Genomic DNA, 26815 nt, shown 5'->3' with positions numbered 1-26815 from the left:
CAATCACCCTGGAATATGTTTAGATTAAACTTAAAGATTGCACTGCGGAATTTGTGGGAAAATAAAGGCTTTGCTTTGATAAGTATTGCCGGCCTGGGCTTAGCCTTAGCCATTTTCATGCTCGCCATGTTATATGCCAATTACGAAAGGAGCTATGATTCCTGGAACAATGGCTATGAAAATATTTACAGGGTAAACTATAAATCTCCAGATGAAAACGTGGCCTTAAGTCCGGGCAATATGGCCACGACCAGCAAGGAGAAAATTGCTGCGGTTGCTGCTGCCACCAGGATTCAGGATTATTGGCGTGGCGAGCTCCTCTTGAAGACGAAGCACAGGGATTTATACGTAAAAGACGTCCTGATCGCCGATAGTAATTTCTTTAAAGTCTTCAATTATCCTTTGTTATACGGAAACGCAGATAAAGTATTGAACACCCCCAATTCGGTCATCATCAGCAAAGCTTTATGCGAATCCATTTATGGAAAAGGAGTTAATCCGGTTGGTGAGGCAATTATGCTGGACCAAAAAACAGGATATATTGTGGATGGGGTCATAGACGTCGCCAGGTATCCTTCACATTTTCGTTTCAACATGATCAGAAGGTTTAAAAAAAGCGCTTCGGATGATTTTTCCAGCAATAACTATTATACCTATGTCAAGCTGCAGCCCAATGCAGATCTTACACTCACAACGGCGCTGTTAAACCGCAATCGTCAGGAATTGTTAAACAGAGAATTGTCAAAAGTACCCGATGCGGAAAAGGCCGGCTTTCATGAATTTATAACCAGCAATCAACTTTATTTGCACGCGGTTAAGGATATTCATTTGAATAAAAGTAATGTAGAATACGAATTTTCCGGTAACGGTACAGGACGCTACCTATACCTCATGTTGGTGGTTGCAGCATTGGTTTTGATCATTGCAGCAGTTAATTTTACCAATTTATCTGTTACCATCGCAACCAGAAGAGCAAAAGAAACAGGCATCAGGAAAGTACTTGGCGCAAGTAAATTTCAGATTGGTTTTCAGTTTATACTGGAAACGGCGGTTCAATGTCTGATCAGCCTGGTCATCGGACTGGTGATACTCGAATTGCTGCTGCCTTCATTTAATGTTTTGGTTGACCGCTCCATCATATTGGGTAAATGGTCTGATTATAATGAGATTATTGCCCAGGTGATGCTGGTGTTGTTGCTGGTGACGGTTATTGTTGGATTGTATCCGGCATTATTGATCAGTCATATTGCGCCAGCCAAGGTGCTTAAAGGAAACTTTAGCACCAGTAACCGTGGGTTCCTGATCAGGAACGGTTTAATTGTTCTCCAGTTTTTCATCGCCGTACTTTTTATTTCTGGCGTTTGGGTAATCAACAAACAATTGACCTATATGCAAAATAAGGATCTGGGCTATAAGCCTGCGCAGGTATTGGCGCTAACGCTGATGCAGGACTTTAGCGACCAGCATTACAGGGACATTAAGAATACACTGGGGGCAATCGAAGGTGTAAATCTCATTTCCAGGGCCGACCATCTTCCAGGTGAAGATATGGGTGGAAATAGTTACGGTAATGGCGGCAGTACATACAATGCTAACTTCATTACAGTTGACGTTGATTATTTTAAAACAATGGGCCTGACTATGCTGGAGGGAAGGCCGTACCTGGTTGAAAATAAATCAGATACCTTAAGCTCCCTGATCTTAACACAGGCCGCAGCCAAATCTTTCCGGCTAGAGAACCCTGTCGGAAAAACCCTCAAGTTCCGTGGAAAAGATGTGAATGTCATTGGATTGGTTAAAGATTTTAATCATTACAGCCCAGAGAAAAATTATCAGCCAATCGTATTCCAGTATGCAAATGGAAATCCTTTTCTGTATGTTCTGGTTAATATTTCTGCAACGCATACCAAAGAAACAATCGCTGACATTGAGGCGGCCTGGCAAAAACTGGAGCCCGACTTCCCCGTGAAATATGTGCTGCTGGATAAAAAATTTGATGATTTATTACAGAAACAGGCACAGTTGAGGTCTATCATCGGTTTCTTGTCAGTAGTAACCATAGGCCTTGCTTTGATGGGAATTTTTGCCATCGCAGCTTTTACTGCGCAAAGGAGAAGCAAGGAAATCAACATCAGAAAAGTTCTTGGTGCCTCCATTTATGATATCTTGTCATTGCTGAATGTAGGATTTGTTAAACTGGTTGTATTGGCCAATGTCATCGCCTGGCCAATAGCCTACCTGTTGCTGAAGCATTGGCTCAATGATTTCGCTTTTAGAATAGAAATGCCACTGCTTCCTTTTCTTGTTTCTGGTGCGGTTACATTGCTATTGACCATTGCAGTCGTTAGCCTGCAATCCTACAAGGCCGCCAAAACCAATCCGATCGATGCTTTAAAATATGAATAACCCTGAATTATGATTGTATTAGAAAATATAGAAAAATATTACGCCAGTAAAGGCGGAAAAAGTTATGTACTGCGCCATGTCAGTACAGCAATCCGGTCTGGCGAGTTTGTGAGTATTATGGGGCCTTCAGGTGCCGGAAAATCAACGTTGCTAAATATCATTGGCATGTTGGAAAGTCCGACTTATGGCGACTACCGTTTTATGGAAGAAAATATTGTCACCTTAAATGAACGCAAGCGCATAGAATTGTACCGCAATCATATCGGTTTTGTATTTCAGGCTTATCACCTGATCGATGAAATGACAGTAGCCGAAAATATAGAAGCACCTTTGTTGTATCAAAAAATCGGGTCGTCTGAACGTAAAAGCAGGGTGGCAGATGTGCTGGACCGCTTCAATATGGTTGCGAAAAAGGATTTGTTTCCCAACCAGCTTTCAGGCGGGCAACAGCAACTGGTTGGAATTGCCAGGGCAATCGTTGCACAACCAACCATTATCCTGGCTGATGAGCCGACGGGGAATTTACAATCTGCACAGGCCCTGCAAATTATGGAGCTGTTTAAGCAATTGAACGAGGAGGGAATCACCATTGTACAGGTTACCCATTCTGAAGTAAATGCAGCCTATGGAACCAGAATTTTGCACCTGTTGGACGGGGTAATCAAGGAGGATGTATATTTGTAAAATGCAGCGCAATTTTACAGACCAGTTAAATCGAATCGTAACCATTAACCATCCACCAAAAAGGATCATTTCTATTGTGCCCTCACAAACCGAATTGTTGTTCGATCTGGGGCTGGATGAGGAAGTGATCGGCCTGACCAAATTTTGCATCCATCCTGAAAAACAGTTCAAAGCGAAAACTAAAATTGGGGGGACTAAAAAACTAAATATTGAGTTGATCAGAAGTTTAAAGCCAGATCTGATCATTGGCAATAAAGAAGAAAATGATCAGGAGCAGGTGGAAGCGCTCATGCAGGAATTCCCAGTCTGGATGAGCGATATATCTACACTTGAAGATGCACTCGTTGCGATCGGGCAGATCGGAGCATTGGTCAACCGTGAACCTGAGGCTGCCTACCTGCAACATCTGATCGAAGCAGGCTTTAGGGATTTACAGGTACTGGCCTTACAAAATGGCATCCATCAAAAAATGGCCTACCTGATCTGGAAAGATCCGTACATGCTTGCCGGACGAAATACATTTATCAATGATTTGCTGGCGCGAAATGGTTTGCATAATGTTGTTGAACAAGAGCGATATCCGGAATTGACGTTGAATGAGCTGGCATTGCTGAAACCAGAATTGATTTTCTTGTCTTCAGAACCTTATCCTTTCCAGGAAAAACATGTGGAAGAAATTGGGAGCGTAATCGCAGGGGCAAAAGTAATGCGCGTTGATGGTGAAATGTTTTCCTGGTATGGCAGCAGACTTGTTAAAGCTGTTCAGTATCTTTTTCAGTTGCAGAAGGAGCTATATTAGCAATGGTTGCGGGTAGGCTGTTGGCTTCGGGATCAATTCTGGAAATCACACCTCTCAATTCATCGTAAAATAACATCATATCTATGATTTTGTCCGTATCAATTTCTGTGGCATTGTGCAAAAACCACCCTTTGTACATCTCCCACAACAGGTCATCAATTTCTGATTTTCCATAATTTACGAACGGCTCCTTTCGGTCCGTCATCTCTTCTAGTTTTCTCATTCTCAAATATAGAGAATTAACTGATTTGTTTTAATCTTTTTCTTGTGGTTAATTTTTTGTGCGAAAATCCTCAATTTTGAGCGTTTTTGCATTATTTTGCCTTTTTTAAGACTAACTTATTGTTGGTTCAATGGAGCTGTTTTTGTCAGAACGGCTGGTTTTCGGCTTCGTTTTTTTAGCTTTATCTAATTTTTTCCGTTTTCTTTTCTCTTTAAAATCGATGTCATGCCATTTGTCCTGGACTACTGCTATTCCTGGACAAAATGCTGCTTTTAATAGGGCAGAAGGACTCAAATCTGCATGGTTCATCATTGCCGTGCCAGCGAATGTTTTTTCAAAATAATAGATTCCCAAGGCAATCACGCAAAGTGCAGCCGGACTGCCTTCAAAAACCAGTTGTTGTGCCGGAATGGTGAGCGGCAGGTTTTTCAGTGGGATTTCGAACGATTGTATCTCCTGTTGTTTATATTTTCCATTTTCCAGGTCAAACAACATGACATCAAAGGCCATGATGCAAAAATTGGCGTTCATGGCTGGTTTTAAATCCCTGGGAATGTCAAGTTCGGGTAAATCTATGGTCACTTGTTGTTCACTGAGGGTAACCATCGGTTGTGCAAAGAAATAATTTTTCAGCGGCGAAGCCTGGTTAAATTCAAAACCGTTAAGCCGGCTAAAATAATCCTGACTGTGATCAAGGATATGATCTTTGTTAGGATAAGCTTTCTGAAGCACCTGGTTGCACTCGCCGGTAAAACGGGAGATCATCCCGCTGTCATTAAAACGTATGATTTGACTTGCATTACTCCTGATGTAACTGGATAATGTGCTGGCACGCCCAAAAATAAATGCGGCATCAAAAGTAGCCCTGGTCATGTCTATTAGTTTCTTTTTAGACTTCCCTTGTATGACTTGTTTCTTACCTCGTTGCTTAAATATAACATTCCCGGCAATACCGCGAATGAACTTTCCATCAAAAGTGGCCATAAACTGTATGTGTTAAAGGTTTAAAATCAGTATCTTAGTATGTATAAATCTATATTAAATTTATGAATAATTTATATTAAATCCATATTTTCTTTGGAAAAACATGGACTAGATATGGACTTGATATGGACTTAACATGGACTTTAACCGAATATCAACCGACAGCTTGGTTTTTTGTAGAAATATTTGTGGAGGAGATTATAAAAATATTTTCACTGTAAACCAGTTCGTTAGCTTTTTTGATGAAGAATAATGTGAAAAGAGTTTTGATATTTAATAACAATATCTATCTTTGCAGTCCTTAATAAATCCTACTGCGGAAGTGGCGTAATTGGTAGCCGCACCAGACTTAGGATCTGGCGCTTCACGGCGTGGGGGTTCGAGTCCCTTCTTCCGCACATTCAAATTCCCCCGCAACACGGGGGAATTTTTATATAAGGACATTGGTAAAATATTTTGATTCAGAAAAATGAACATTACACAGGAAAAAATTAACGATTTAAACGCAATCGTAAAAATTAAGATTGCACCTGAAGATTATACTGAAAAGGTTGATAAGGCCATCAAGGACCAAGCTAAAAAAGCAAACCTTCCTGGATTCCGTAAAGGAATGGTACCTGCTGCTCACATCAAAAAAATGTATGGCAGAAGTATTCTTGTTGAAGAGATCAATAATCTGTTGAGCGAAACCTTAAACAAACATTTAACCGACAATAAAGTTGAAATTTTAGGTCAGCCTTTACCTGTAATGGATGATTCAAAAGAATTCAAGTGGGACAATACAGACGAATTTGAATTTGATTATGAATTGGGTCTGGCTCCGGCTGTTGAAGTGAGCTTAACTGCCAAAGATAAATTTACCCAGTATAATGTTAAGGCTGACGAGGAAACTCTGGCTGCACGTATCAAAAATATCCGCAGAAGCTATGGCAAAATGACAAACCCGGAAGTTTCGGCAGATGATGATGTCCTTTATGCCGAATTAGCACAACTTTCTGCCGATGGTTCAGTTTTTGAAGGTGGTATTGTACAAACCGGATCTATTCGTTTAGATCAGGTTACTGACAAAAAGATTTTAAAATCTTTAATCGGTTTGAAAAAAGATGACGTTGTAGAACTTGATGTTCAAAAAGCTTTTGATAAAAATGAGGTGATTATCGCCAAATTGTTAAACATCAGCGAAGAGGATGCTAAAGATTTACAAAGTAAATTCCAGGTGACGGTTAAAAATGTAAACCGTTTAGAGGAGTCTGATTTAAACCAGGAGTTCTTTGATAAATTATTTGGTGCAGGTGTAGTAACTGACGAAGCTGGTTTTACTGCTAAGATCACGGAAGAAATAGAAAGTATGTTTAAGCAGGATGCAGATCGCAAATTGCAGAATGACATCTATACTAAACTGATTGAAAGTGTTAAAATGGACCTTCCGGATGAGTTTTTACGTAAGTGGTTGAAAGCTACCAACGAAAAATTAACAGAAGCAGAATTGGCAGAAGGTTATGATGACTTTGCTAAAAACCTGAAATGGACTTTAATTGAAAACAAAATCATTAAAGACAATAGCATCGAGATTAAATATGAAGATGTCTTCCAGACAGCTAAACAACGTTTAGATGCGCAATTCAGAATGTATAGCCCTAGTCCGATGCCGGAAGATCAATTGGCTCAGTATACTGCTACTTTCTTGAAAGAGAAAGACAATGCAAACCGCATTTTTGATGAGGTTAAAGCTTTGAAAGTATTTGAATACATCCAGTCAGTTGTTACTTTGGACCAAAAAGATATAGCTTATAATAAGTTTGTTGAATTGAAGTAAGGCCGGTAGGTTAACACTTTAATTTATTGAATACAGTATAAGGCGGCTTTAGTAAAGGCCGCCTTATTTATATAAAAGGATATTCAAATTTTACAATATCATAATAAATTACCAATTTAGTTTTATTACTATTGAGGTACTAAGTACTTAAAGCATGTTGAAATGTGCTTCAAAATATAAAAAACAGTCGCTATGAATATAGATAAAGAAGAATTTAGAAAGTATGCAGTTAAACATCACCGCATTAATGGTTTAAATGTTGACCGTTATATTGGTGCAACTAATAATTCGCCTAAAAGCATGACACCTTATATTATTGAGGAGCGTCAGTTAAATGTGGCACAAATGGACGTATTCTCCAGATTAATGATGGATAGGATCATCTTTTTAGGTGATGCCATCTATGATGGAAATGCGAACATCATCCAGGCTCAGTTGTTATTTTTGCAGTCTACTGACAACAACAGGGACATCCAGATCTATATCAACTCACCGGGTGGTTCGGTATATGCTGGTTTAGGTATCTATGATACCATGCAATATATTGCACCAGATGTGGCTACCATTTGTACAGGTATGGCGGCTTCAATGGGCGCGGTATTGCTGGTTGCAGGTGCTAAAGGTAAACGTGCTGCTTTACCACACTCGAGGGTAATGATTCACCAGCCTTCAGGAGGTGCACAAGGTGTAGCTTCAGATATGGAGATCAACCTGAGAGAGATGTTGAAATTGAAAAAAGAATTGTATGATATCATTTCCAATCACTCTGGTCAAAGTTACGAATGGGTGGAGAAAGCGTCAGACCGTGATTACTGGATGAAGGCTGACGAAGCGAAAAGCTTTGGAATGATTGATGAAGTGCTGGGCGCCAGCAACAAAGACTAAAAAATGGCTAAACAAAATAAAGAATCACGCTGCTCTTTTTGTGGCTCGGGTAAGCAGGATACACTGATGCTTATTGAAGGTTTGGACGCATTTATCTGCGATAAATGCGTAACTCAGGCCAATCAATTGCTGGTACAGGAGCTGGGCAGTAAAAAGTCCAAGCCACTGGATTCCTCGATTACCTTATTGAAACCACATGAGATCAAAGCGCATATTGATCAGTATGTAATTGGTCAGGATGACGCTAAGAAAGTGCTTGCAGTAGCTGTGTATAACCACTACAAGCGTTTGAGTCAGAAAGTGGACAAAGGTGATGAGGTGGAGATTGAAAAATCAAACATCATGTTGGTAGGAGAGACCGGTACCGGGAAAACCTTACTGGCTAAAACCATTGCTAAAATATTACACGTTCCTTTCTGTATCTGCGATGCAACGGTACTTACTGAAGCCGGTTATGTGGGTGAGGATGTGGAGAGTATTTTAACGCGGTTGTTACAGGCTGCGGATTATGACGTGGCTTCGGCAGAACGTGGTATTGTTTACATCGATGAGGTGGATAAGGTAGCACGGAAAAGTGATAACCCATCTATTACCAGAGATGTATCGGGAGAAGGTGTACAACAGGCTTTGTTGAAAATTCTGGAAGGTACGATCGTTAATGTTCCGCCTCAGGGTGGACGTAAGCACCCGGACCAGAAAATGATCCCTGTAAATACAAATAACATTTTGTTTATCTGCGGTGGTGCATTTGACGGTATTGAACGTAAGATTGCGAACAGGTTGCGTACGCAGGCTGTAGGGTATAAGGTTAAGAAAGATGATACCGAGCTTGACCTTAAAAACTTATACAAATACATTACACCACAGGATTTGAAATCATTTGGATTAATTCCTGAGCTGATCGGACGTGTGCCGGTATTGACGCACCTGAATCCTTTGGATAAAGAAGCATTGCGCAACATCCTGACAGAGCCTAAAAACTCATTGTTCCGTCAATATGTGAAGTTGTTTGAATTTGAGAATGTAAAATTGACATTTGAAGATGAAGTTCTGGACTTTATTGTGGATAAGGCAATGGAGTATAAATTGGGGGCCAGAGGTTTACGCTCCATATGCGAAGCCATTATGCTGGACGCCATGTATGATATTCCGTCTGATACAGACATCAAGGAGTTGCAGATCACACTGGATTATGCGGTGGAAAAATTTGAAAAAGCCGACTTTAAAAAGTTAAAAGCTGCTTAGAAATTTAAATCCCCGTTTTACGGGGATTTTTTTTTAACTTGTTATATTGGCCTATGCCTGCATCCTGGATTTAGAATGATGAAAATTCAGTATCAAAAACGCTTTCAAAAATTAAAAAAGGAGAATAAATATGAACGAAGAAAAAGATGTAAAAAAAGATGAGAAAAATGTAGCGAAAGCTAAAAAAGTAAAAGAAGTAGAATCTCCGGTAAAGTCAGGTTTAAAATCTAAAGGTGATATTGTTAAAAACTGGTTGCCAAGATATACTGGCCGGCCTTTGGAAGAATTTGGGGAGTATATTTTACTGACCAATTTCAGTAAGTACGTGCAGATGTTTTCTGAATGGAACGACAATGCACCAATTATGGGGCTGGATAAGCCGATGCAAAGTGTTACTGCAAATGGCATCACGATTATTAATTTCGGAATGGGAAGTCCGCTGGCGGCAACCATGATGGATCTATTGACTGCCATTATGCCCAAAGCAGTTTTGTTTTTGGGTAAGTGCGGCGGCTTGAAAAAGAAGAACCAATTGGGTGATCTGATCCTGCCGATTGCGGCAATCAGGGGTGAAGGTACCTCTAATGATTATTTGCCGGCAGAAGTGCCTGCATTGCCTTCATTTGCTTTGCAGAAAGCGATATCCACCACCATTCGTGACCATTCCAGGGATTACTGGACGGGAACTTGTTATACCACCAACCGCAGGGTTTGGGAACACGATAAAAACTTTAAAAAGTATCTGAAAAGTTTACGTGCCATGGCTGTAGATATGGAAACGGCTACCATTTTTACTACAGGTTTTGCCAATAAAATCCCAACAGGAGCCTTGTTACTGGTTTCAGATCAACCGATGATTCCGGAAGGTGTCAAAACTGCTGAAAGTGACAGTACTGTTACTTCTACTTATGTAGAGACGCATCTTAAGATCGGTATCGATTCTTTAAAACAGTTGATCAATAATGGTTTAACTGTAAAGCATTTGAAGTTCTAATCGTCGCTGGCACTTTTAGGATAGTCAAATTTCAGGAGGCTACCCGTGTGGTGGCTTACCTGTTGCCAATCATCAAATGGAAATTCAATCCATACCGTTCCACAGGTTGGAATGTTGTAAATGTCAGCATCACTTAAATAATTTGCTAAATCTGTAAATCCGGGATTGTGACCAAATAGGGCCACACGCTGGTATTTATTGTCTATTTTATTGACGATATGAAGCAGTGTTTTCACATTGGCTTCGTAAATGGCTTTTTCCTGACTGATCTGTTCGGCGGGTTTGTTCCAGACTTGTGCAAAATGTCTTGCGGTAGTGATTGCCCTTAATGCGGGACTGCTGATGATGAGTTCGGGAATTTCATTTCTATCCAGTATTCTACGGGCCATTTCTGGTGCGTTGCGGAGCCCACGTGGATTTAGAGGTCTTTCAAAGTCGGAGATGTGCTGATTTGCCCAGTCAGATTTTCCGTGTCTTACCAATAAAAGCTGCTTCATGTATGGATTTGGATTAAGCGTTTATAAAGGTAACAATTTCATCAGTCGAAATGTTTTCCATACAGTTAAAATGTCCGAGTGGACATTTCTCCAGTCCAAATTTGGAGCAAGGGCGGCATGGGAGCTCTACGCCGGCAATCAGTGAGTCGGAGATCTGATACGGTTGTACGCCGAGTAGTTCCGGTGTTGTTCCACCCCAAACAGAGGCTAGAGGCCTGTCAAAGGCTTCTGAAATGTGTGTTAATCCGGTATCGAAGCCAATTACTTTATGTGCCTGGGAAACCAGGTACACGGATTGGTCGAGATTGGTTTTTCCGCAGGTGCTGTAGACCTGATCGCCTATGGCTGCTTTAATGAGGGTAGCATTTTCTTCCACGTCTTTACCACCGAGTAAAACGATGGGTAAGTCCAGACCTTTGCAGATGTCGATGATTTTATGATTTGGCAAACGCTTGGTGAAATGGGTTGCGCCAATCACAAAAGCAATGAATTTTGGGCGGTGACTTTCCGGTAAGAAATCGGACAGGTTATAATTGTTGGCGATGTAATAATCAATGGGTTTATTGTCGTTTTTTACACCCAGGAATTTTACGGTTTCCATATACCGGTCTACCAGGTGTTCCGGGGAAATGAAACGTTTCCATTTCAGTTTTAAGGCCAGCCATTTATTGATGCGGTCTTTTTTATAGGTCGATGCCGGTATTTGTGTAGCAAATTTGATGATGGATGTCCGCAGGTTATTGTGGAGGTCTATAATTAAATCAAACTGCTCGGCATGAATCTCTTTAATGGTGTCCTTAAGCTTAGGTTTAAGCGTATGTAACCTGGTTAGGTAGGGATTGTTCTGGTAAATGTATTTGAAGGCTTCCTTGGTCAGGAAATGAATCTCTGCATCGGGCAATTGCGTTTTAAGGCACCTGACAACCGGGGTTGTATAGATGATGTCGCCCATAGAGCTAAATCGAATGACCAATATTTTTGCAGGTGTTTTCAAATGTTAAATTTCCTTTAGGAATGTTTGATCTTGTCTATGATCGCCGTGGAAGAATAACCTTCCAGGAAGCTCAGTACTTTAACTTCGCCCCCGCGTTCCAGGGTTTCTTTTGCGCCCACAATGGTGTCGATCTGGTAGTCGCCACCTTTAACGAGTACATCGGGTTTTACGGCATTGATCAGGTTGATTGGGGTTTGCTCATCAAAAAATACCACTGCATCGACAAAGAACATGGACGCGATGAGCTGACTGCGGCTAAATTCATCGTTGATCGGTCTGTGGGCACCCTTTAATACTTTAACGGAGCTGTCGGTGTTTAAGCCCACCACCAAAACATCGCCCAGGCTGGCCGCTTCATTTAAATACGCGATGTGCCCGGGATGAATGAGGTCAAAACAGCCGTTGGTAAAAACGATTTTTTTTTGTTGCGCTCTCCATGTTTCAAGTTGAGTTTCCAGATCTGTTGTTGAACTGATCTTTTTGGCTAATAATGCTTTTGTGTCTCTGCCCATGATTTAGTAAAGTTCATCCACTGCTTTACAAAGAATGTGCCCGATCAGGATGTGCATTTCTTGTATTCTTGCGGTGTTGTCTTCAGGAACAACAATATTCAGGTCGCAAAGTTCATTCATTTCGCCACCGGTTCTTCCGGAGAGCCCAACGGTGATGCAACCAATTTCTTTTGCTTTGTGTAATGCCCTGATGATATTGGGACTACCGCCACTGGTAGATAAGGCAATAAAGAGGTCCAGGGGTTTTGCAAATGCTTCAAGCTGCCTTGCAAACACATTTTCATAACCGTAGTCGTTGCTGATTGCAGTTAATGCAGATGTATCTACTGTAAGGGCGATGCCAGGCAGTCCTTTGCGTTCTTTTACAAACCTGCCTGTTAATTCGGCAGCGATGTGTTGTGCGTCTGCGGCACTTCCGCCATTTCCTGCCAGCAGTACTTTTGATCCGGAACTGATGGTTGCAGTGATCATTTCACATGCTTTTTCAATTTGCGGTACCAGGGTAGCAATGACACGGTCAATGGTTTGTTTATGAAGATTTAATTCGTTTAATACCATGAAGTATCAATTGTTTTTTAAGGATGTTATAATTTCATCTACCGTAGTGGTTGCACTGCCGATGTGTTTGATGACAATGGATGCGGCATAATTGGCTACTGTTGCGGCTTCGATGGTATCAAATCCGAGGGAAAGGCAATAGGCCAGCGTAGCAATAACAGTATCGCCGGCACCGGTCACATCATAAACTTCGGTAGCTACTACCGGAATCACCTGGCAACTGTCTTTAGTGATGATGGCAATGCCGGCTTCAGATAAGGTTACAATGAGGTATTGTGCCTCGGTAACTTTCAAAATGACATTTGCTGCTTTAATCAAAGCATCATCATTGTGGATGCGCTCTGTTTTAGAAGCTTCTGCCAGCTCTTTTCTGTTGGGCTTAATGATGTAGGCGCCCTGATATTTGGTATAATCCAAACCTTTGGGGTCTACGATGATCTTCTTACCCAGTTTTTTGCACAGCGCTGTGATTTTTAAAGACAGGCTATGGGTTAAGAGTCCTTTATTGTAATCCGACAAAACTACCATGTCTACCTTTTCAAGGTAGGGTGCAAGGAAATTAAAGAAAGTTTTTTCTAAAGTTGGTGAGATGTCGTGGGTATCTTCATTGTCAATTCGTACAATCTGATGTGTACCTGCAATGATGCGTGTTTTTACGGTTGTTCTTCTGGCTTCATCTTTTACGATGAGGGAAGTATTGATCTTTTTTTCCTCCAGCAATTGTTTAACTTCTTCGCCAAAAGTATCGTTTCCAATGACGCCGGCCAGGTAAACTTCGGCACCCAGATCGATCAGGTTACTCGCCACGTTTGCGGCGCCGCCAATAATTTTAGATTCTCTGTTGGCATTTACAATCGGAACCGGAGCCTCTGGCGATAAGCGGGTTGCGGTTCCAAAAATATAATGGTCCAGCATCAGGTCGCCTATCACTAAAATGGTAGGTGCCGGGTGCCGGTGCTGTGCATTATAAAGTTTTTCTGCTAACATGATCAAAAATTAAAGGGCAAATATAGGCATATTGCCATTTATAATGGTTAGATGTTGTTTTTTCTGCTTTCAAAAAGCGCGGTGATCTGATCAAGCGGGTAAGCATTCAGACAAGCTGAAGCCTGTAAGCCACCTTTTCTGCCTACCAATAATCCGTAATGCATGTCATGAAAACCTTCTTTTCGATGGGCATCCGGATTGATGGAAAGGACGACACCTTTTTCCAGCGCATAACGATGCCAGCGCCAGTCCAGGTCTAAGCGTAATGGGTTGGCATTGATTTCAATGACTACACCGTTTGCTGCACAGGCATCAATTACCTTTTTATAATCAATCGGATAGCCTTTTCTGCTTAAGAGCAGACGTCCGGTTGGGTGACCTAAAATGGTGGTGTATGGATTTTCTATGGCGGTGACTAATCTGGATGTCGCTTTGTCTTCGTCCATACGCAAAATGCTGTGTACAGATGCCACTACAAAATCAAATGTTTTCAGGATATCATTGCTATAATCCAGGGATCCATCATAGAGGATGTCACTTTCTATTCCTTTAAAAATCCGGAATGGTGCGAGTTTGGCGTTTAAAGCATCTATTTCCTGATGTTGTGCATATACGCGCTGCTCATTTAGTCCGTTGGCATAAAATGCAGATCTGGAATGGTCGCACATTCCGAGGTATTCCAGTTGCAATTCATTTTTACAAAATAGCGCCATTTCTTCCAGGGTATGCACGCCATCGCTCCAGGTGGAGTGGTTGTGCAATGTACCTTTCAGGTCTGCATAGGTAATCAGTTTTGGCAATGTATTGGCTTTGGCCAATTCAATTTCATCGAGACCTTCTCTAAGTTCCGGTTCAACAAAGGCAAGTCCGGCTTGTTGATAGATTTCCTGTTCGCTGCTGAAAGGGCCATTTCCTGCCAGTGCCAGAACTGCATCTACATGGGTTTGGTTGCCTGTCAGTTTGAACCATTCGAGGTAAAAATTATTTTTTTCGGTGATGCTGAGGTTAATCTTCAAACCTGAAGGCATGAGGGCCGAAAAAGTATTGTCGTTAACGGCCTGGAATTCCAGTTGTTTAAAAGCGGACAGGTTGTCTATAATTTCCCGGGGAAATTCTGCGCCAATGATCAGGTCCACGCTTTCGATGATTTCCAGGCACCTGCGGTATTCTCCGGCAATCCCGAGTAAAGGTGCGCCGCTAAAGCCGTTTAACCAGACTGCTACATCTGCATGCAATTGATTGACCTGTGCTTCGGCATGGGCATATAAAAACTTGCCCTGGGCCGCCATTTTGAACTCAATGATTTTTCTGATTTCATCCTGGGTTTTCAAACCGAAACCTTTGGCTTCGATGAGTCTGTTCTCGTTACAGGCATAATACAGTTCACCGATACTTTCAATGCCGAGATCTTTCCAGATTACGACAATTTTTTTTGGTCCGATGCCCTTGATGCCCAGCATTTCCACAATGCCTTCTGGTGTTGCTGTCAAAATCTGTTGCAATTCGGCCATGGTACCGGTTTGCAACAATTCCCATACTTTGCCGGAGATACTTTTGCCTAGACCGTCAATCTGGGCAATTTCTTCCAGTGATTTACCTTGTATGGCATGAGGTAATTTGTCAACTTTAAAAGCGGCATTGGCTACTGATTTAATTTTAAAAGGATTCTCATTGTGGAGTTCCATCAATTGAGAGAGCAAGCGTAGCGTTCTTGCTATAGTTTTATTTTCCATGTTATAGTACGGTGATTTCGTAAGGCATTCTGGCCTGTATGCCAGATTTTGAAGCGGCTGATTTTATATTCTGATATACCGGATAAGTTGCACCCAGTTCTTGTTTGGTGTAATAGGTACGGATTTTGTCGGTGGTGTTTTCCATCAATGATTTTAGGGGATCAATCATTTCCGGGTATTGGACCACACTGTAGTTTTTTATTTTCGCTTTTTTAGCGGCTGCAAGAATGGCATCATCAAAGCTACCAGTTCTGTCGGCAAGGCCAATTTTTATGGCATCGGTACCAATCCAAACCCGGCCGCCACCAATGCTGTCTACCTGTGCTTTGGTTTTGTTACGGCCATTGGCCACGCGGCTGATGAAACTGTCGTATACCCGGTTTACATCGTTTTGTATGATTAACCTTTCGCCAGCTGTTAAAGGGCGGTTGGTGCTCATGATATCTGCATATTTACCGGTTTTTACCCCGTCAAAGGTAATTCCAAGTTTATCGTTGTACAATTTCTGGAAGTTTGGAATCACACCAAATACACCAATAGAACCTGTGATGGTGTTGGGCTGCACAAATATCGAGTCGGCAGCACAACCGATATAATAACCACCGGAAGCGGCTACATCACCAAAAGAAGCAATGACAGGTTTTATTTTTTTAGTGAGGACTACTTCTCTCCAGATCACATCAGAAGCCAAGGCACTACCTCCTGGTGAGTTGATTCTTAAAACGATGGCCTTGATGGATGAATCTTGGCGTGCTTTTCTGATTGCTCTTGAAATGCGTTCAGAACCAATTTGTTTATCCGAGCCTTCGCCACCTGTAATTTCACCATTGGCATAAATTACGGCTACTTTGCTGGCATCATTCTGATTTTCGTCAGGAATAATTGTTCTGGCATAGTCGTTAATGGTAATGGAAGTGATTTTTCCTTTTTTATCTTTTCCGCTTAAAGCTTTCAGTTCATCAAGCACTTCGTCTTTGTATTTCAAACCATCAACCATTTTATAGGCCAGTGCATCGTTTGGTTGCTGTATTTTATAATCGTCTGCAATTTCATGAAGGGCCTCTACGCTGATGTTACGGCTTTTTGAAATGCCTTCGAGCATGGTATGGTATAAACCGCCCAGGTAGGCTGTAACCTGTTCCCTGTTTTTGTCGCTCATTTTATCGGCAAAGAAAGGTTCTACCGCACTTTTATAGCTGCCTACGCGAATGATCTGCGCTTCAATGCCCAATTTATCCAGTGCGCCTTTAAAAAACATGGTCTGCGAACTGAGGCCTTTGAAATCCATGGCACCTTCCGGGTTCAGGTATACTTTATCTGCCACCGAAGCCAGGTAATAAGCGGCTTGTGTGTACACTTCGCTGTAGGCAATGATTTTCTTTTTACTGGTTTTAAAATCCAGTAAAGCATTTCTGATTTCACGTAAAGTGGCTGCGCCTGTAGCCGGTGAGGTTACGTCCAGATAGATACATTTGATGTTGTCATCGGTTTTGGCTTCTTTGAGGGCTTTAACGATATCATAGAAACCGATTGATTTTTCTCCGTTGGAGCCGACAATTGGTAATTTGGAAAAAGGGTCATCGGCAGTACGCTCTGTGATGGACTGGTCCAGGTTTAGAAACAGGACAGAATTGCTCCTCACACTGACTTTGTCTTCACTTATTGATGATTTTATGATGCCCGCAATGATCACCACAAAAAAGACGATGCAGAGGACTAATGAAACAACTACACCAACGACAGTTGCTAAAACATACTTAAAAAATTCTTTCATGTGGCAGGTAAATATTTAATTTGTAAATATAATAAAAAAGAAGCCTTGGGCCTTGTATATGCAATTGGATAATAAAAAAGTTTATTTGTTACTGGGAAGTAATTTAGGGGACCGTAGAAAACTGATCGATGAGGCCATTTTAGAGATTGGCGCACAGGTTGGTGCCGTTTTTCAACAATCTTCATTTTACGAAACCGCGGCCTGGGGTAGAGAAGATCAACCGGGATTTTTAAATGTTGCGATCGGTGTGGTTACCGCTTTTAACCCGATGGAAGTTTTAGAAAAGGTACTCCGTATTGAACAGGATCTGGGCCGGGTGAGGCTGGAGAAGTGGGGAAGTCGTTTGATTGATATTGACCTGATTCTTTTTGACGATTTAATTGTGGATGAGGGGCCGGTGCTTCAAATTCCACATCCGCAGATGCAGCACCGGAAATTTGTACTGGAGCCCCTGGCCGAGCTTATCCCGCATTATAAACATCCTTTGTTACAGCAAACGATACAGGAATTATTGGAAAGTTTAGACGATAATTTAGCGGTATCAAAAATTTAATTTCATAGTTTTGTCTACCATGATAAATTTCAATAAAAATAGTGAACCTTTAGATCTTTCTTATTTAAAAGATATGTCTGGCGACAGTCCGGAATTTATCATTGAGATGATTGATATGTTTAAAATCCAGACGCCATTGTACATCGCCGATCTGGCTAAAGCTGTTGCGGAGAAAAACTGGACAGGGGTTGCTGATCATGCCCATAAAATAAAACCTACTTTTGCCTATATCGGTCGCGAGGATGCTAAAGAGCACATGCAGATGATGGAACACAATGCCCGTGAAGGGAAGGATCTGGACCAATTGCCACAGGAATTTGAAACGCTGCAAGCGTTTGTCGAGGTTCTATATGTTAAACTTGAAGAGGCCAGAGCCGGAGAAGCAAAAAGACTTTAGCGCTTAATTTGCTGGTTTGTTTTTAAAGTGAATTAAAGAAAGACCGATATACAGTACCAAAATGATGGGCACTGCTGTAAATTTCAGTATGGGAATCAGCAATGCGGATAAGATCAAAAAGATATATTTGATTTTATTGGCCTGCCAGCTGGTTGAACTGAATTTTAAAGAGAATATCCTGATTTCGCTGACCAATAAACCGCTCAACACTAAAGTCAGTGCGATTAGCAAGCCGGAAGAATGGATTATTGCAGGGTAATCTTTCTGGATAAAAGGTAGGGAAACAACAAAGAGCGTATTCATTGGTGTATTTAAACCAATAAAATCTTCTGTTTGTCTGGTATCAATGTTAAACTTGGCTAGTCTCAATGCTGAGAAAACGGTTATGATGAAAGCCAGGTAAGGCAAATACCCGGAGTTGGCATCGCTTTGCGTTAACAACTGGAACATCACTACGCCGGGTAAAAATCCAAAGCTGACCATATCTGCTAAAGAATCCAGTTCTTTTCCGATGTTGGACTTTACGTGCAGCAATCTGGCTGCAAATCCATCAAAGAAATCAAAGATTCCGGATAGCAATACAAAATAGGCTGCTATTTCCAGATTTCCTTTAAAAGCATAGACAATACCTATGCAACCTGAAAACAGGTTAGCACAGGTAATGGCATTTGGAATGTGTTTTTTAATCACAATTAACTATTCATTGAGATTAAAAACTCTTCATTTGATTTTGTTCCTTTGATTTGTGCTTGTACAAATTCCATGGCTTCCTGGGCATTCATGTCTGCCAGGTGGTTGCGAAGGATCCAAACACGTTGTAAGGTATCTCTGTCATGTAACAGATCGTCTCTTCTGGTGCTTGAAGCCGTAATGTCGATCGCAGGGAAAATACGTTTGTTAGATAATTTACGATCCAACTGCAGTTCCATGTTACCGGTACCTTTAAATTCTTCAAAGATCACCTCATCCATTTTCGAACCTGTATCTGTCAATGCGGTAGCCAGGATGGTTAATGAGCCACCTCTTTCAATGTTACGTGCCGCACCAAAGAAGCGTTTTGGTTTGTGTAGTGCATTGGCATCCACACCACCAGATAATATTTTACCTGAGGCAGGCGCCGTTGTATTGTAAGCTCTGGCTAAACGGGTGATGGAGTCTAATAGGATCACCACATCATGTCCGCATTCTACCAAACGTTTTGCTTTTTCTAAAACGATATTGGCAATTTTAACGTGACGTTCGGCTGGTTCATCAAAAGTTGAAGCAATAACTTCAGCACGAACACTTCTGGCCATATCTGTAACCTCTTCCGGACGTTCATCAATCAATAAAATGATCAGGTAAACTTCAGGGTGGTTTTTGGCAATTGCATTGGCCACCTCTTTCAGTAAATTGGTTTTACCTGTTTTTGGTTGTGCCACGATTAAACCGCGCTGACCTTTACCTATAGGCGTAAATAAGTCAATGATCCGGGTAGAGTAGTTATTGGTTTCTGTGAACAGGTTTAACCTTTCTGTTGGGAACAATGGGGTCAGGTAGTCAAAAGGAACACGGTCCCTCACATCTGCCGGTAAGCGGCCATTGATGGTTTCAACACGTACCAAAGGGAAATATTTTTCACCTTCTTTTGGCGGACGGATGCTACCTTTTACGGTATCTCCTGTTTTTAAACCGAACAATTTGATTTGCGATTGAGATACATAAATATCATCCGGTGAAGAAAGATAGTTGTAATCTGCTGATCTTAAGAAACCATATCCATCCGGCATAATTTCCAATACGCCTTCATTGGTAATGGTGTTATCGAAATCCAGGTTTGAATAGCTGTTTTCGTTTGCTTTATGTTGTCCGTTGTTGTTTTGATTTTGGTTTTTAGGCCTGTTGTCATCTCTAACGGGTTTGTTCTTTTTCGGGTCGTTGTTATTGCCTTGTCCTGGTGTTTTATTGTCCACTGCAGGCTGAGCTGGGTTTTCAACAACAACTTCTCCGGATCTGTTTTCCTGCGGAGCTGAAGGAGCCTGACTTTCGTATTTGCGGGCATCAGCGGGTGCAGGGTCAAATAAAGAAGCCCTGTTGAAAGGTTTATGGGTACTTTTTTCTTCTTTTTCGTCCTTAGGCGCTATTCTGATTCTTTTACGCGTTGTTTTTTCGGCAGGCGCTTCTGGTGTGATTTCTGCTTCCGGAGGGGGAGTAGAAACAGGAGCAGGTGTTTCTGCAATTGCCTCAGGTGCTTCTTCTGCTTTTACTACAGCTGCAGCTTTGGCTGTTTTGCCGGGAGCGCGCTCTTTGGTTACTTTGGCTTTTGCTGCTTTTACCGGGGCTTCGGCAGGAGCCGTTTCTAAAGCTGATTGTTGTTCTGTTATCTGTGCAATAATTTCAACGAGTTCGGCTTTACGCAATTCATCAGCATTGAGGATGCCCTGAGTTTTTGCTATCTCACGCAATTCGGCAGTGAGCTTTTCATTTAATTCTGTTTTGTTAAACATTTATATGGATGTAGAGAATTTTTGTAATTTCTTAATTTGTGCTAACTCAAAGTTTAGGTATTACATGTCGCTTTTTTATCGGAAACATATAAAGGCATCAGTCGAACCAGGCAAAAAAAAATGCGATTATAAAAGGTGTTATTAAGCAAAATTTTATGATATTTTCTGGAATGGTCAGATGAACTTTAGAGAATTATGGTGCAATTTTATGTATTTGAATCCTAATCTCCAAGAAAAACTTGAAATTGTTTGTAATATTTTTATCTAAACTTTTAAAATGGCCTTTCATTATTTGTTAAAAATGGCATCTTTGTGCTCAAATTTAGACCCCAGATGAATAAAACACAGTTAATTGAGCAGATTAAAATCAAGAAATCTTTTTTATGTGTAGGCCTTGATCCGGTTCTGGAAAACATACCAAAACACTTGTTAAAGTATGATAATCCGGTATTGGAGTTTAATAAGCAAATTATAGATGCAACTGAAGATTTGTGTGTGGCTTATAAACCTAACACCGCTTTTTATGAGTCGATGGGTTTAAAAGGATGGGAAACTTTAACCAAAACCTGGGCACATCTTCCAAAAGATACTTTTGCTATTGCTGATGCGAAGAGAGGAGATATTGGCAATACGTCTGCAATGTACGCCGATGCGTTTTTTAATGAAGAGAAGTCGGGTATGAGCTTTGATGCAATTACGGTTGCCCCTTACATGGGAAAAGATTCTGTAGGGCCTTTTTTAAATTATCAGGACAAATGGGTGATTTTGCTGGCGCTAACTTCCAATGCCGGACACAGCGACTTTCAACTACATGCTACTCCTTCGGGTAAACTTTACGAAGAGGTGATCCGCATTTCTTCGGAATGGGCAGGTAGTGAGCAATTGATGTATGTGGTTGGTGCTACCCGTGGTGCTGAATTTGAGAACATCAGAAGACTGGCGCCAGACCATTTTATACTGGTTCCGGGGGTTGGTGCACAAGGTGGTAGCTTGGCTGAAGTTTGTAAATATGGTTTGACTAAAGAATGTGGTCTGTTAGTGAATTCGGCAAGATCAATTATTTATGCAAGCAATGGTGAGGACTTTGCGGAGCAGGCGCGAGCCGAGGCTTTGAAACTGCAGCAGGAAATGGCGCAGATTTTAGAAGCGGCAGGTCTGGTTTAAAAAATATGGTGCCGGACTTGGTTAATCTGATGCTTTTGCATTAGGTTCACACCAATGCATTTTGCTGAAGATTTTTTACATTTCGTGTGGCGGTTCAGGCTTTTTAAGCATGCGGACTTGCGTTGTACTGACGGGCAGGCTTTAAAGATACTGTCGCCCGGTATTTTGAATACCCATGCTGGGCCTGATTTTAGCGCTGCAAAAATCAGGATTGGGAATATAGATTGGATTGGACACGTTGAAATCCACATCAGGTCGTCTGACTGGCATTTGCATGGTCATCAGGACAATTCCTATTACGATTCTGTCATTCTACATGTTGTTGATCAGCATGATCAGGCTGTGTTTAGGCGGGACGGAACTGAAGTCCCAGTTCTTGTGGTGAATGGTTTGCTTCCGGACGAGGTGTTGTATCGTTATCAAAAACTAGTTGGTTCTCGCTGTAAGTTTCCTTGTGAAGTACAAATTTCAGGAGTGAATCCGTTGGTTGTGCGTAGTTTTTTATCACGGCTGGTTGTGGAGCGTCTGGCAGAAAAATCTGTAGCCGTGTTTGAGCGTTTAGAAAGGAGTAAAGGTGACTGGAATGACGCTTTTTATTATTTTATGGCTAAAACATTTGGATTTAAAGTGAATGCCGTTCCTTTTGAACTGTTGGCCGGAAGTATCGGTCTGCAGATTTTTGGTAAACACGGAAATGATGCTTTGCAGATTGAAGCACTGGTGTTTGGTCAGGCCGGTTTTTTGGAAGGCGATTTTCACGAGGCTTATCCGATTGCTTTAAAACGGGAATATGGCTTTCTGAGACATAAATATCAATTGAAAACGGGCGATGTTTCTCTATGGAAATTTTTAAGAATGCGTCCGCAGAACTTTCCCACAATAAGACTGGCTCAATTTGCTGCGCTGATTTTTAAGTCGGACCGTTTGTTTTCTAAAATACTGGCTAGTGGTAGTCTGACGGAATTATTCGGTTTTTTTACAGATTTACCTGTCGCATCTTATTGGCAAAACCATTATCATTTTAATAAGACGACAAAGCATGTGAAGCTTCAGCCTGGTAGACAATCCATCTATGCGATTTTAGTGAATACGGTTTGTCTGTTTTTATTTTGTTATGGGAAATATACAGATCAGCAGGAATATATAGATCGCGGATTGGATCTGTTGGAGGAGATTCCTGCGGAAGAGAATGCAATCGTTGCTGCGTACAGGGCTGCTGGAGTAGAAATTGACAGTGCTTTTCTGTCTCAGGCGATTCTTCAGTTAAATAAAAACTACTGCTGTGAAAAAAAATGCTTAAATTGTGGTATCGGAATCAAAATTTTAAACAAATAATATGTTCCAGCGGGTCATTACCTTTTTTGAAAAGCAGAGTTTCGGCGTGTGTACTTATCTTGCCGGACGTTTAAATATGTCTATCGGCAAAATACGCCTCTTTTTTATTTATGCTTCGTTTTTAGCTGTAGGTTTTCCAATTATATTTTACATTTTGGCGGCCCTGGTTCTGGATGTTCGGCACTACGTGAAGCGGCTACGTTTGCGCATCTGGGATGTTTAACTCAGGATGTCTGCAATTTCAGTAAACCCTTTTTCTTTTGCCAGGTCTGAAGGCAGTTTGCCATCGTCCATCAAAGCGAGAACATCGGCATCATATTCGAGCAATAAAACAATCAGTTCAATATCGCCCAATTGTGCGGCAGCATGTAATGGTGTGAAACCTGCGCGTTGTTTGACATTGACATCTGCGCCTGCATCGATCAATATTTTAGTGATTTTGTAATTTTTTGAACTTACAGCAGAATGGATTGGGTATACATTAAATCCATTGTTTGCAGGTACGTTTACGTCGGCACCTTTTTGGATGAGTAGGCGCACGATTTCTTCATGTCCGAAATATGCTGCTAATCCCAATGGGGTAAAACCGTCTTTAGAGAAGCGTTGAACAGCTGCGGGAAAATGATCGAGGAAGCGGATGGTTGCTTTGACATTACCCAGGGCACAAAGATCAAACAGGGTGATGTGGTTGGAGAAATTGGCAATAGTTGCGGCTATTTCGGGCTTTTTATAATAACAGGCGAGCAAAACCGGCGACATGCCATGACTGGTTTCTATGTCGGCAAGTTGCGGGTTCGAGGTTAAAAGGTTAAATATCGCTTCCCTGTTGTCTGTTTCAATTAAAGTCTCAAGCTGCATGTGCAATGTTAAATTTGCGCCAAAAATGCTTAATTAAATTAATAAATATAAATAAACCGTTAAAATGTTGATAAACTCTAAAAATGAAAAATCCTGCCAGATTGAAAATCTGGCAGGATAAAATCTAAAACAAAAAACGGTGTCTAAAAATAAAAACTAAAATATTTTGTAAGTATGACTACCTTAAGCCAGTAAGGTTTAATTGATTTTTTTTAAAAAATGTTCGCGAATGCTAGCGCAGTTATCTAAGTTTGTTAATTATTAATATAGTAAAGAACGATGTCGGTAAGGGGAAATCAATTTAAGTCTAATTCATTTAAAAATGAAGCAGGAGAGCAGCAAGGCTCCAGATCTGCTGCCAATAAAACCTTTAAAGAACGATCATCGGTAAGGCTGCCAAGTTTCGATTTTCAGGACGGGCGGTTGGTAAAGATTGTGGGCTTGGTTTTTGTCGTTCTTTCGGTATATTTTTTAATTGCTTTTACCTCCTATTTGTTTACCTGGCAGGAGGATTACAGCTATGTCATTGATGCGAATGGAGGCTGGAGTAACCTGTTCAAAACCTATGACGAGTTGCAGCAGGTTAACATTCCACCGGTTGTACAGAACTGGCTGGGTAAAATAGGTGCATTGCTTTCGCACCAATTTATTTACGAATGGTTTGGAATTGCTTCATTTCTTTTTGCATTTGTCTTTTTTGTAATTGGCTACCGTTTGTTGTTTAAAGTTAAAATCTTTGCAATCGAAAAAACGCTGGGTTATAGCTTTTTCTTTCTGTTGTTTATCTCACTAACCATGGGTTTTGGCCATTCTTTCTGGCTGGACACCCCCCATTATCTGGAAGGTGAATTTGGTTACTGGACCAATAAATTGTTAACTGCCCAGATTGGGGTAGCTGGTGTGGCTGGTTTAATTACATTTCTGGCGCTTACCATTTTAATTATTGCTTATAACATCGACTTTAAATTACCGGAGCGTAAACGTAAAGAATCGTTTTTGCCGGATGTTCCGGAAGATTCTGGCTTTGAAAATGAAGTACGGCCTGAAGCGGTCGAATTTACTTTGAACGACCGTTTTGCTGCGAGTCAGCGCTTACAAAATGATCAGCAGGAGCGTGAACTCGAAGTTACACCTCCTGCGGCTCCCGTGGTGTCCAGACCTCCGCAACAGCAGCAAAATGTGGTGATTACACCATCCAGATTTGAGCCTAAGGAAGAGGAAGAGTTGCCTATGGTAACTGAATTTACTTCGGCCCGGAACGTCATGAATCCTGCCCCGGTAGTTCATTCCTTGGATTTGGAGGTGCATCAACCTGCTGAGGAAGACGTTCCTGTAAAGGCAGAACCTGTGCTGACCATTGAAAAGACTGAGGAGGAACGGAAGTCTGAAGACCTTGTTGAACAATTTGGTACTTATGATCCTACTTTAGACCTCGCGAGTTATAAATATCCAGGCCTGGATTTGTTGGAAGACCATGGTTCAAATAAAATACCGGTAGATGCCAATGAGCTGGAGGCCAATAAAAATAAAATTGTTGAGACCTTAAATCACTACAACATCGAGATTGACAAGATCAAGGCAACCATTGGTCCGACAGTTACGCTTTATGAAATTATTCCTGCTCCGGGGGTAAGGATCTCGAAGATCAAAAACCTGGAAGATGATATTGCCTTGAGTCTGGCCGCATTGGGGATCCGGATTATTGCGCCTATGCCTGGAAAAGGTACCATTGGTATTGAGGTACCAAACCTGCATCCTGAAATGGTATCCATGCGGAGTATCCTGAATACAGAGAAGTTTCAGCAAACCACGATGGATTTGCCGATTGCTTTGGGTAAGACCATTTCAAATGAAGTGTATATTGGCGATTTGTCGAAAATGCCCCATTTGTTAGTTGCTGGTGCGACAGGGCAGGGTAAATCTGTTGGTATCAACTCTATCCTGGTTTCCTTATTGTATAAAAAACATCCTTCGCAGCTCAAATTTGTATTGGTCGATCCTAAAAAGGTAGAGCTTACTTTATTTAATAAAATTGAGCGCCATTTTTTGGCTAAATTACCGGGTGAGGCAGATGCGATCATTACCGATACCAAGAAGGTAATCAATACGTTAAACTCGCTTTGTATTGAAATGGATCAGCGTTATGATTTATTGAAAGATGCACAGGTGAGGAATTTAAAGGAATACAATGAGAAGTTCATTAAGCGCAAGTTAAATCCGAATAATTCACACCGTTTTCTACCGTACATCGTGTTGATTGTGGATGAGTTTGCAGATTTGATGATGACGGCTGGTAAGGAGGTTGAAGCGCCTATTGCGAGGCTTGCCCAACTTGCCCGTGCTGTGGGTATTCACCTGGTACTGGCTACGCAGCGTCCTTCGGTAAATATCATTACAGGTACGATTAAAGCCAATTTCCCGGCCAGGCTGGCCTTTAGGGTGCTGTCTAAAATCGATTCGCGTACCATTCTGGATAGTGGCGGTGCAGATCAGTTGATCGGTCGCGGAGATATGCTTTTATCTACAGGAAATGACCTGATCCGCTTGCAATGTGCTTTTGTGGATACGCCTGAAGTAGACCGGATTTCTGAATTTATTGGTAACCAGCGCGGTTATCCTGAAGCTTATCAGCTTCCGGAGTATGTGGATGAGGCTGCAGAAAATGCAAAAGCTGATTTTGATTTGAGTGAGCGCGACTCTATGTTTGAGGATGCTGCCCGTTTAATTGTTTTGCACCAGCAGGGTTCGACATCGTTAATTCAGCGCAAGTTAAAACTGGGCTATAACCGTGCAGGCCGGATCATTGATCAACTGGAGGCTGCCGGGGTGGTGGGTCCATTTGAAGGAAGTAAGGCCAGAGAGGTATTGATCCATGATGATTACGCTTTGGAACAGTTCTTGAACGATCTGAATAACAATTAAGACAGAAAG

General features: G+C 41.5%; 25 protein-coding genes and 1 tRNA gene. 14 read left to right on the top strand and 12 right to left on the bottom strand.

Translation table 11 applies throughout. The features are described 5' to 3' along the window. Positions 1–15 precede the first annotated feature (15 nt). Genes IM797_RS25835 through IM797_RS25825 form a run of 3 tightly spaced genes read left to right on the top strand, consistent with a single transcriptional unit; the run spans position 16 to position 3889 of the window. Complete coding sequence (locus IM797_RS25835) at positions 16–2406, top strand: FtsX-like permease family protein (protein ID WP_194130111.1); 2391 nt, start codon at positions 16–18, stop codon at positions 2404–2406. A 9-nt stretch (positions 2407–2415) separates the two neighbouring features. After that, positions 2416–3090, top strand: a complete 675-nt coding sequence (locus IM797_RS25830) for an ABC transporter ATP-binding protein (protein WP_194130110.1) — start codon at positions 2416–2418, stop codon at positions 3088–3090. Further along, a complete protein-coding gene (locus IM797_RS25825) occupies positions 3077–3889 on the top strand; it encodes an ABC transporter substrate-binding protein (RefSeq protein ID WP_228099127.1) in 813 nt (270 codons plus the stop codon). Before IM797_RS25830 ends, IM797_RS25825 begins: the two co-directional genes overlap by 14 nt. Here the strand turns inward: IM797_RS25825 and IM797_RS25820 are convergent. Together IM797_RS25820 and IM797_RS25815 are read right to left on the bottom strand one after the other, a co-directional pair. Beyond that, complete coding sequence (locus IM797_RS25820) at positions 3843–4112, bottom strand: hypothetical protein (RefSeq protein ID WP_194130109.1); 270 nt, start codon at positions 4110–4112, stop codon at positions 3843–3845. The two genes, IM797_RS25825 and IM797_RS25820, sit on opposite strands and share 47 nt — an antisense overlap. A gap of 111 nt (positions 4113–4223) precedes the next feature. Then, a complete protein-coding gene (locus tag IM797_RS25815; RefSeq protein WP_194130108.1) occupies positions 4224–5096 on the bottom strand; it encodes a hypothetical protein in 873 nt (290 codons plus the stop codon). Between the two features lie 316 nt (positions 5097–5412). Between IM797_RS25815 and IM797_RS25810 the strand changes: the two genes are divergently transcribed. From IM797_RS25810 to IM797_RS25790, 5 genes are all read left to right on the top strand, one after another. Then, positions 5413–5494, top strand: a tRNA-Leu gene (locus IM797_RS25810). A gap of 71 nt (positions 5495–5565) precedes the next feature. Next, the gene (gene tig, locus IM797_RS25805; protein ID WP_194130107.1) at positions 5566–6912 is read left to right on the top strand and encodes a trigger factor; all 1347 of its coding nucleotides are present in this window, start codon (positions 5566–5568) and stop codon (positions 6910–6912) included. 192 nt (positions 6913–7104) lie between these two features. Next, positions 7105–7797 (top strand): ATP-dependent Clp endopeptidase proteolytic subunit ClpP, encoded by a 693-nt coding sequence (gene clpP / locus IM797_RS25800; RefSeq protein WP_194130106.1) that lies wholly within the window; start codon positions 7105–7107, stop codon positions 7795–7797. 3 nt (positions 7798–7800) lie between these two features. Then, complete coding sequence (clpX, locus tag IM797_RS25795) at positions 7801–9042, top strand: ATP-dependent Clp protease ATP-binding subunit ClpX (RefSeq protein WP_194130105.1); 1242 nt, start codon at positions 7801–7803, stop codon at positions 9040–9042. A gap of 130 nt (positions 9043–9172) precedes the next feature. Then, a complete protein-coding gene (locus IM797_RS25790; RefSeq protein WP_194130104.1) occupies positions 9173–10036 on the top strand; it encodes an AMP nucleosidase in 864 nt (287 codons plus the stop codon). Here the strand turns inward: IM797_RS25790 and IM797_RS25785 are convergent. From IM797_RS25785 to sppA, 7 genes are read right to left on the bottom strand one after another with little or no spacing between them, the layout of a single operon-like run. After that, positions 10033–10533 carry a histidine phosphatase family protein gene (locus tag IM797_RS25785; RefSeq protein ID WP_194130103.1) on the bottom strand — a complete coding sequence of 167 codons (501 nt, stop codon included), beginning with the start codon at positions 10531–10533 and terminating at the stop codon, positions 10033–10035. The genes IM797_RS25790 and IM797_RS25785 overlap by 4 nt on opposite strands. 13 nt (positions 10534–10546) lie before the next feature. Beyond that, positions 10547–11527 carry a glycosyltransferase family 9 protein gene (locus IM797_RS25780; RefSeq protein WP_228099126.1) on the bottom strand — a complete coding sequence of 327 codons (981 nt, stop codon included), beginning with the start codon at positions 11525–11527 and terminating at the stop codon, positions 10547–10549. Positions 11528–11541: 14 nt separating this feature from the next. Next, on the bottom strand, positions 11542–12039 hold the full coding sequence (gene rfaE2 / locus IM797_RS25775) for a D-glycero-beta-D-manno-heptose 1-phosphate adenylyltransferase (protein ID WP_194130102.1): 498 nt from the start codon (positions 12037–12039) through the stop codon (positions 11542–11544). Between the two features lie 3 nt (positions 12040–12042). Further along, on the bottom strand, positions 12043–12597 hold the full coding sequence (locus tag IM797_RS25770; RefSeq protein ID WP_194130101.1) for a D-sedoheptulose 7-phosphate isomerase: 555 nt from the start codon (positions 12595–12597) through the stop codon (positions 12043–12045). 6 nt (positions 12598–12603) lie between these two features. Then, on the bottom strand, positions 12604–13584 hold the full coding sequence (gene rfaE1 / locus IM797_RS25765; protein WP_194130100.1) for a D-glycero-beta-D-manno-heptose-7-phosphate kinase: 981 nt from the start codon (positions 13582–13584) through the stop codon (positions 12604–12606). A gap of 47 nt (positions 13585–13631) precedes the next feature. Beyond that, a complete protein-coding gene (locus IM797_RS25760; RefSeq protein WP_194130099.1) occupies positions 13632–15317 on the bottom strand; it encodes a DNA polymerase/3'-5' exonuclease PolX in 1686 nt (561 codons plus the stop codon). A gap of 1 nt (position 15318) precedes the next feature. After that, entirely contained in the window at positions 15319–17091 is a 1773-nt protein-coding gene (gene sppA, locus IM797_RS25755) for a signal peptide peptidase SppA (protein WP_194130098.1), read from the bottom strand. 58 nt (positions 17092–17149) lie between these two features. On the opposite strand from sppA, the gene folK reads away from it, so the two are divergent. Both folK and IM797_RS25745 read left to right on the top strand, forming a co-directional pair. Continuing rightward, positions 17150–17644 (top strand): 2-amino-4-hydroxy-6-hydroxymethyldihydropteridine diphosphokinase, encoded by a 495-nt coding sequence (gene folK / locus IM797_RS25750; protein ID WP_194130097.1) that lies wholly within the window; start codon positions 17150–17152, stop codon positions 17642–17644. A gap of 19 nt (positions 17645–17663) precedes the next feature. Next, the gene (locus IM797_RS25745) at positions 17664–18041 is read left to right on the top strand and encodes an Hpt domain-containing protein (RefSeq protein ID WP_194130096.1); all 378 of its coding nucleotides are present in this window, start codon (positions 17664–17666) and stop codon (positions 18039–18041) included. A 3-nt stretch (positions 18042–18044) separates the two neighbouring features. Here the strand turns inward: IM797_RS25745 and pssA are convergent, their stop codons facing one another. Together pssA and rho are read right to left on the bottom strand one after the other, a co-directional pair. Next, positions 18045–18731 (bottom strand): CDP-diacylglycerol--serine O-phosphatidyltransferase, encoded by a 687-nt coding sequence (gene pssA, locus IM797_RS25740; protein WP_194130095.1) that lies wholly within the window; start codon positions 18729–18731, stop codon positions 18045–18047. 2 nt (positions 18732–18733) lie between these two features. Further along, a complete protein-coding gene (gene rho / locus IM797_RS25735; protein ID WP_194130094.1) occupies positions 18734–20527 on the bottom strand; it encodes a transcription termination factor Rho in 1794 nt (597 codons plus the stop codon). 333 nt (positions 20528–20860) lie between these two features. Here rho and pyrF point away from each other — a divergent pair, with 333 nt between their 5' ends. From pyrF to IM797_RS25720, 3 genes are read left to right on the top strand one after another with little or no spacing between them, the layout of a single operon-like run. Beyond that, positions 20861–21691, top strand: coding sequence for an orotidine-5'-phosphate decarboxylase (pyrF, locus tag IM797_RS25730; RefSeq protein ID WP_194130093.1), 831 nt, complete (start codon positions 20861–20863; stop codon positions 21689–21691). A 54-nt stretch (positions 21692–21745) separates the two neighbouring features. After that, positions 21746–23026 carry a DUF2851 family protein gene (locus IM797_RS25725; protein WP_194130092.1) on the top strand — a complete coding sequence of 427 codons (1281 nt, stop codon included), beginning with the start codon at positions 21746–21748 and terminating at the stop codon, positions 23024–23026. A gap of 1 nt (position 23027) precedes the next feature. Beyond that, complete coding sequence (locus IM797_RS25720; RefSeq protein ID WP_194130091.1) at positions 23028–23249, top strand: PspC family transcriptional regulator; 222 nt, start codon at positions 23028–23030, stop codon at positions 23247–23249. Here the strand turns inward: IM797_RS25720 and IM797_RS25715 are convergent. Continuing rightward, on the bottom strand, positions 23246–23884 hold the full coding sequence (locus IM797_RS25715; protein WP_194130090.1) for an ankyrin repeat domain-containing protein: 639 nt from the start codon (positions 23882–23884) through the stop codon (positions 23246–23248). The genes IM797_RS25720 and IM797_RS25715 overlap by 4 nt on opposite strands. Positions 23885–24163: 279 nt before the next feature. On the opposite strand from IM797_RS25715, the gene IM797_RS25710 reads away from it, so the two are divergent. Further along, positions 24164–26806 (top strand): DNA translocase FtsK, encoded by a 2643-nt coding sequence (locus tag IM797_RS25710; protein ID WP_194130089.1) that lies wholly within the window; start codon positions 24164–24166, stop codon positions 26804–26806. Positions 26807–26815 lie beyond the last annotated feature (9 nt).

This window comes from Pedobacter sp. MC2016-24 (assembly GCF_015223055.1).
In the GTDB taxonomy this organism is placed as follows: Bacteria; Bacteroidota; Bacteroidia; order Sphingobacteriales; family Sphingobacteriaceae; genus Pedobacter.
The sequence above is the reverse complement of the archived record's forward strand: the minus strand, read 5'-3'. Positions and strand labels throughout refer to the sequence as shown.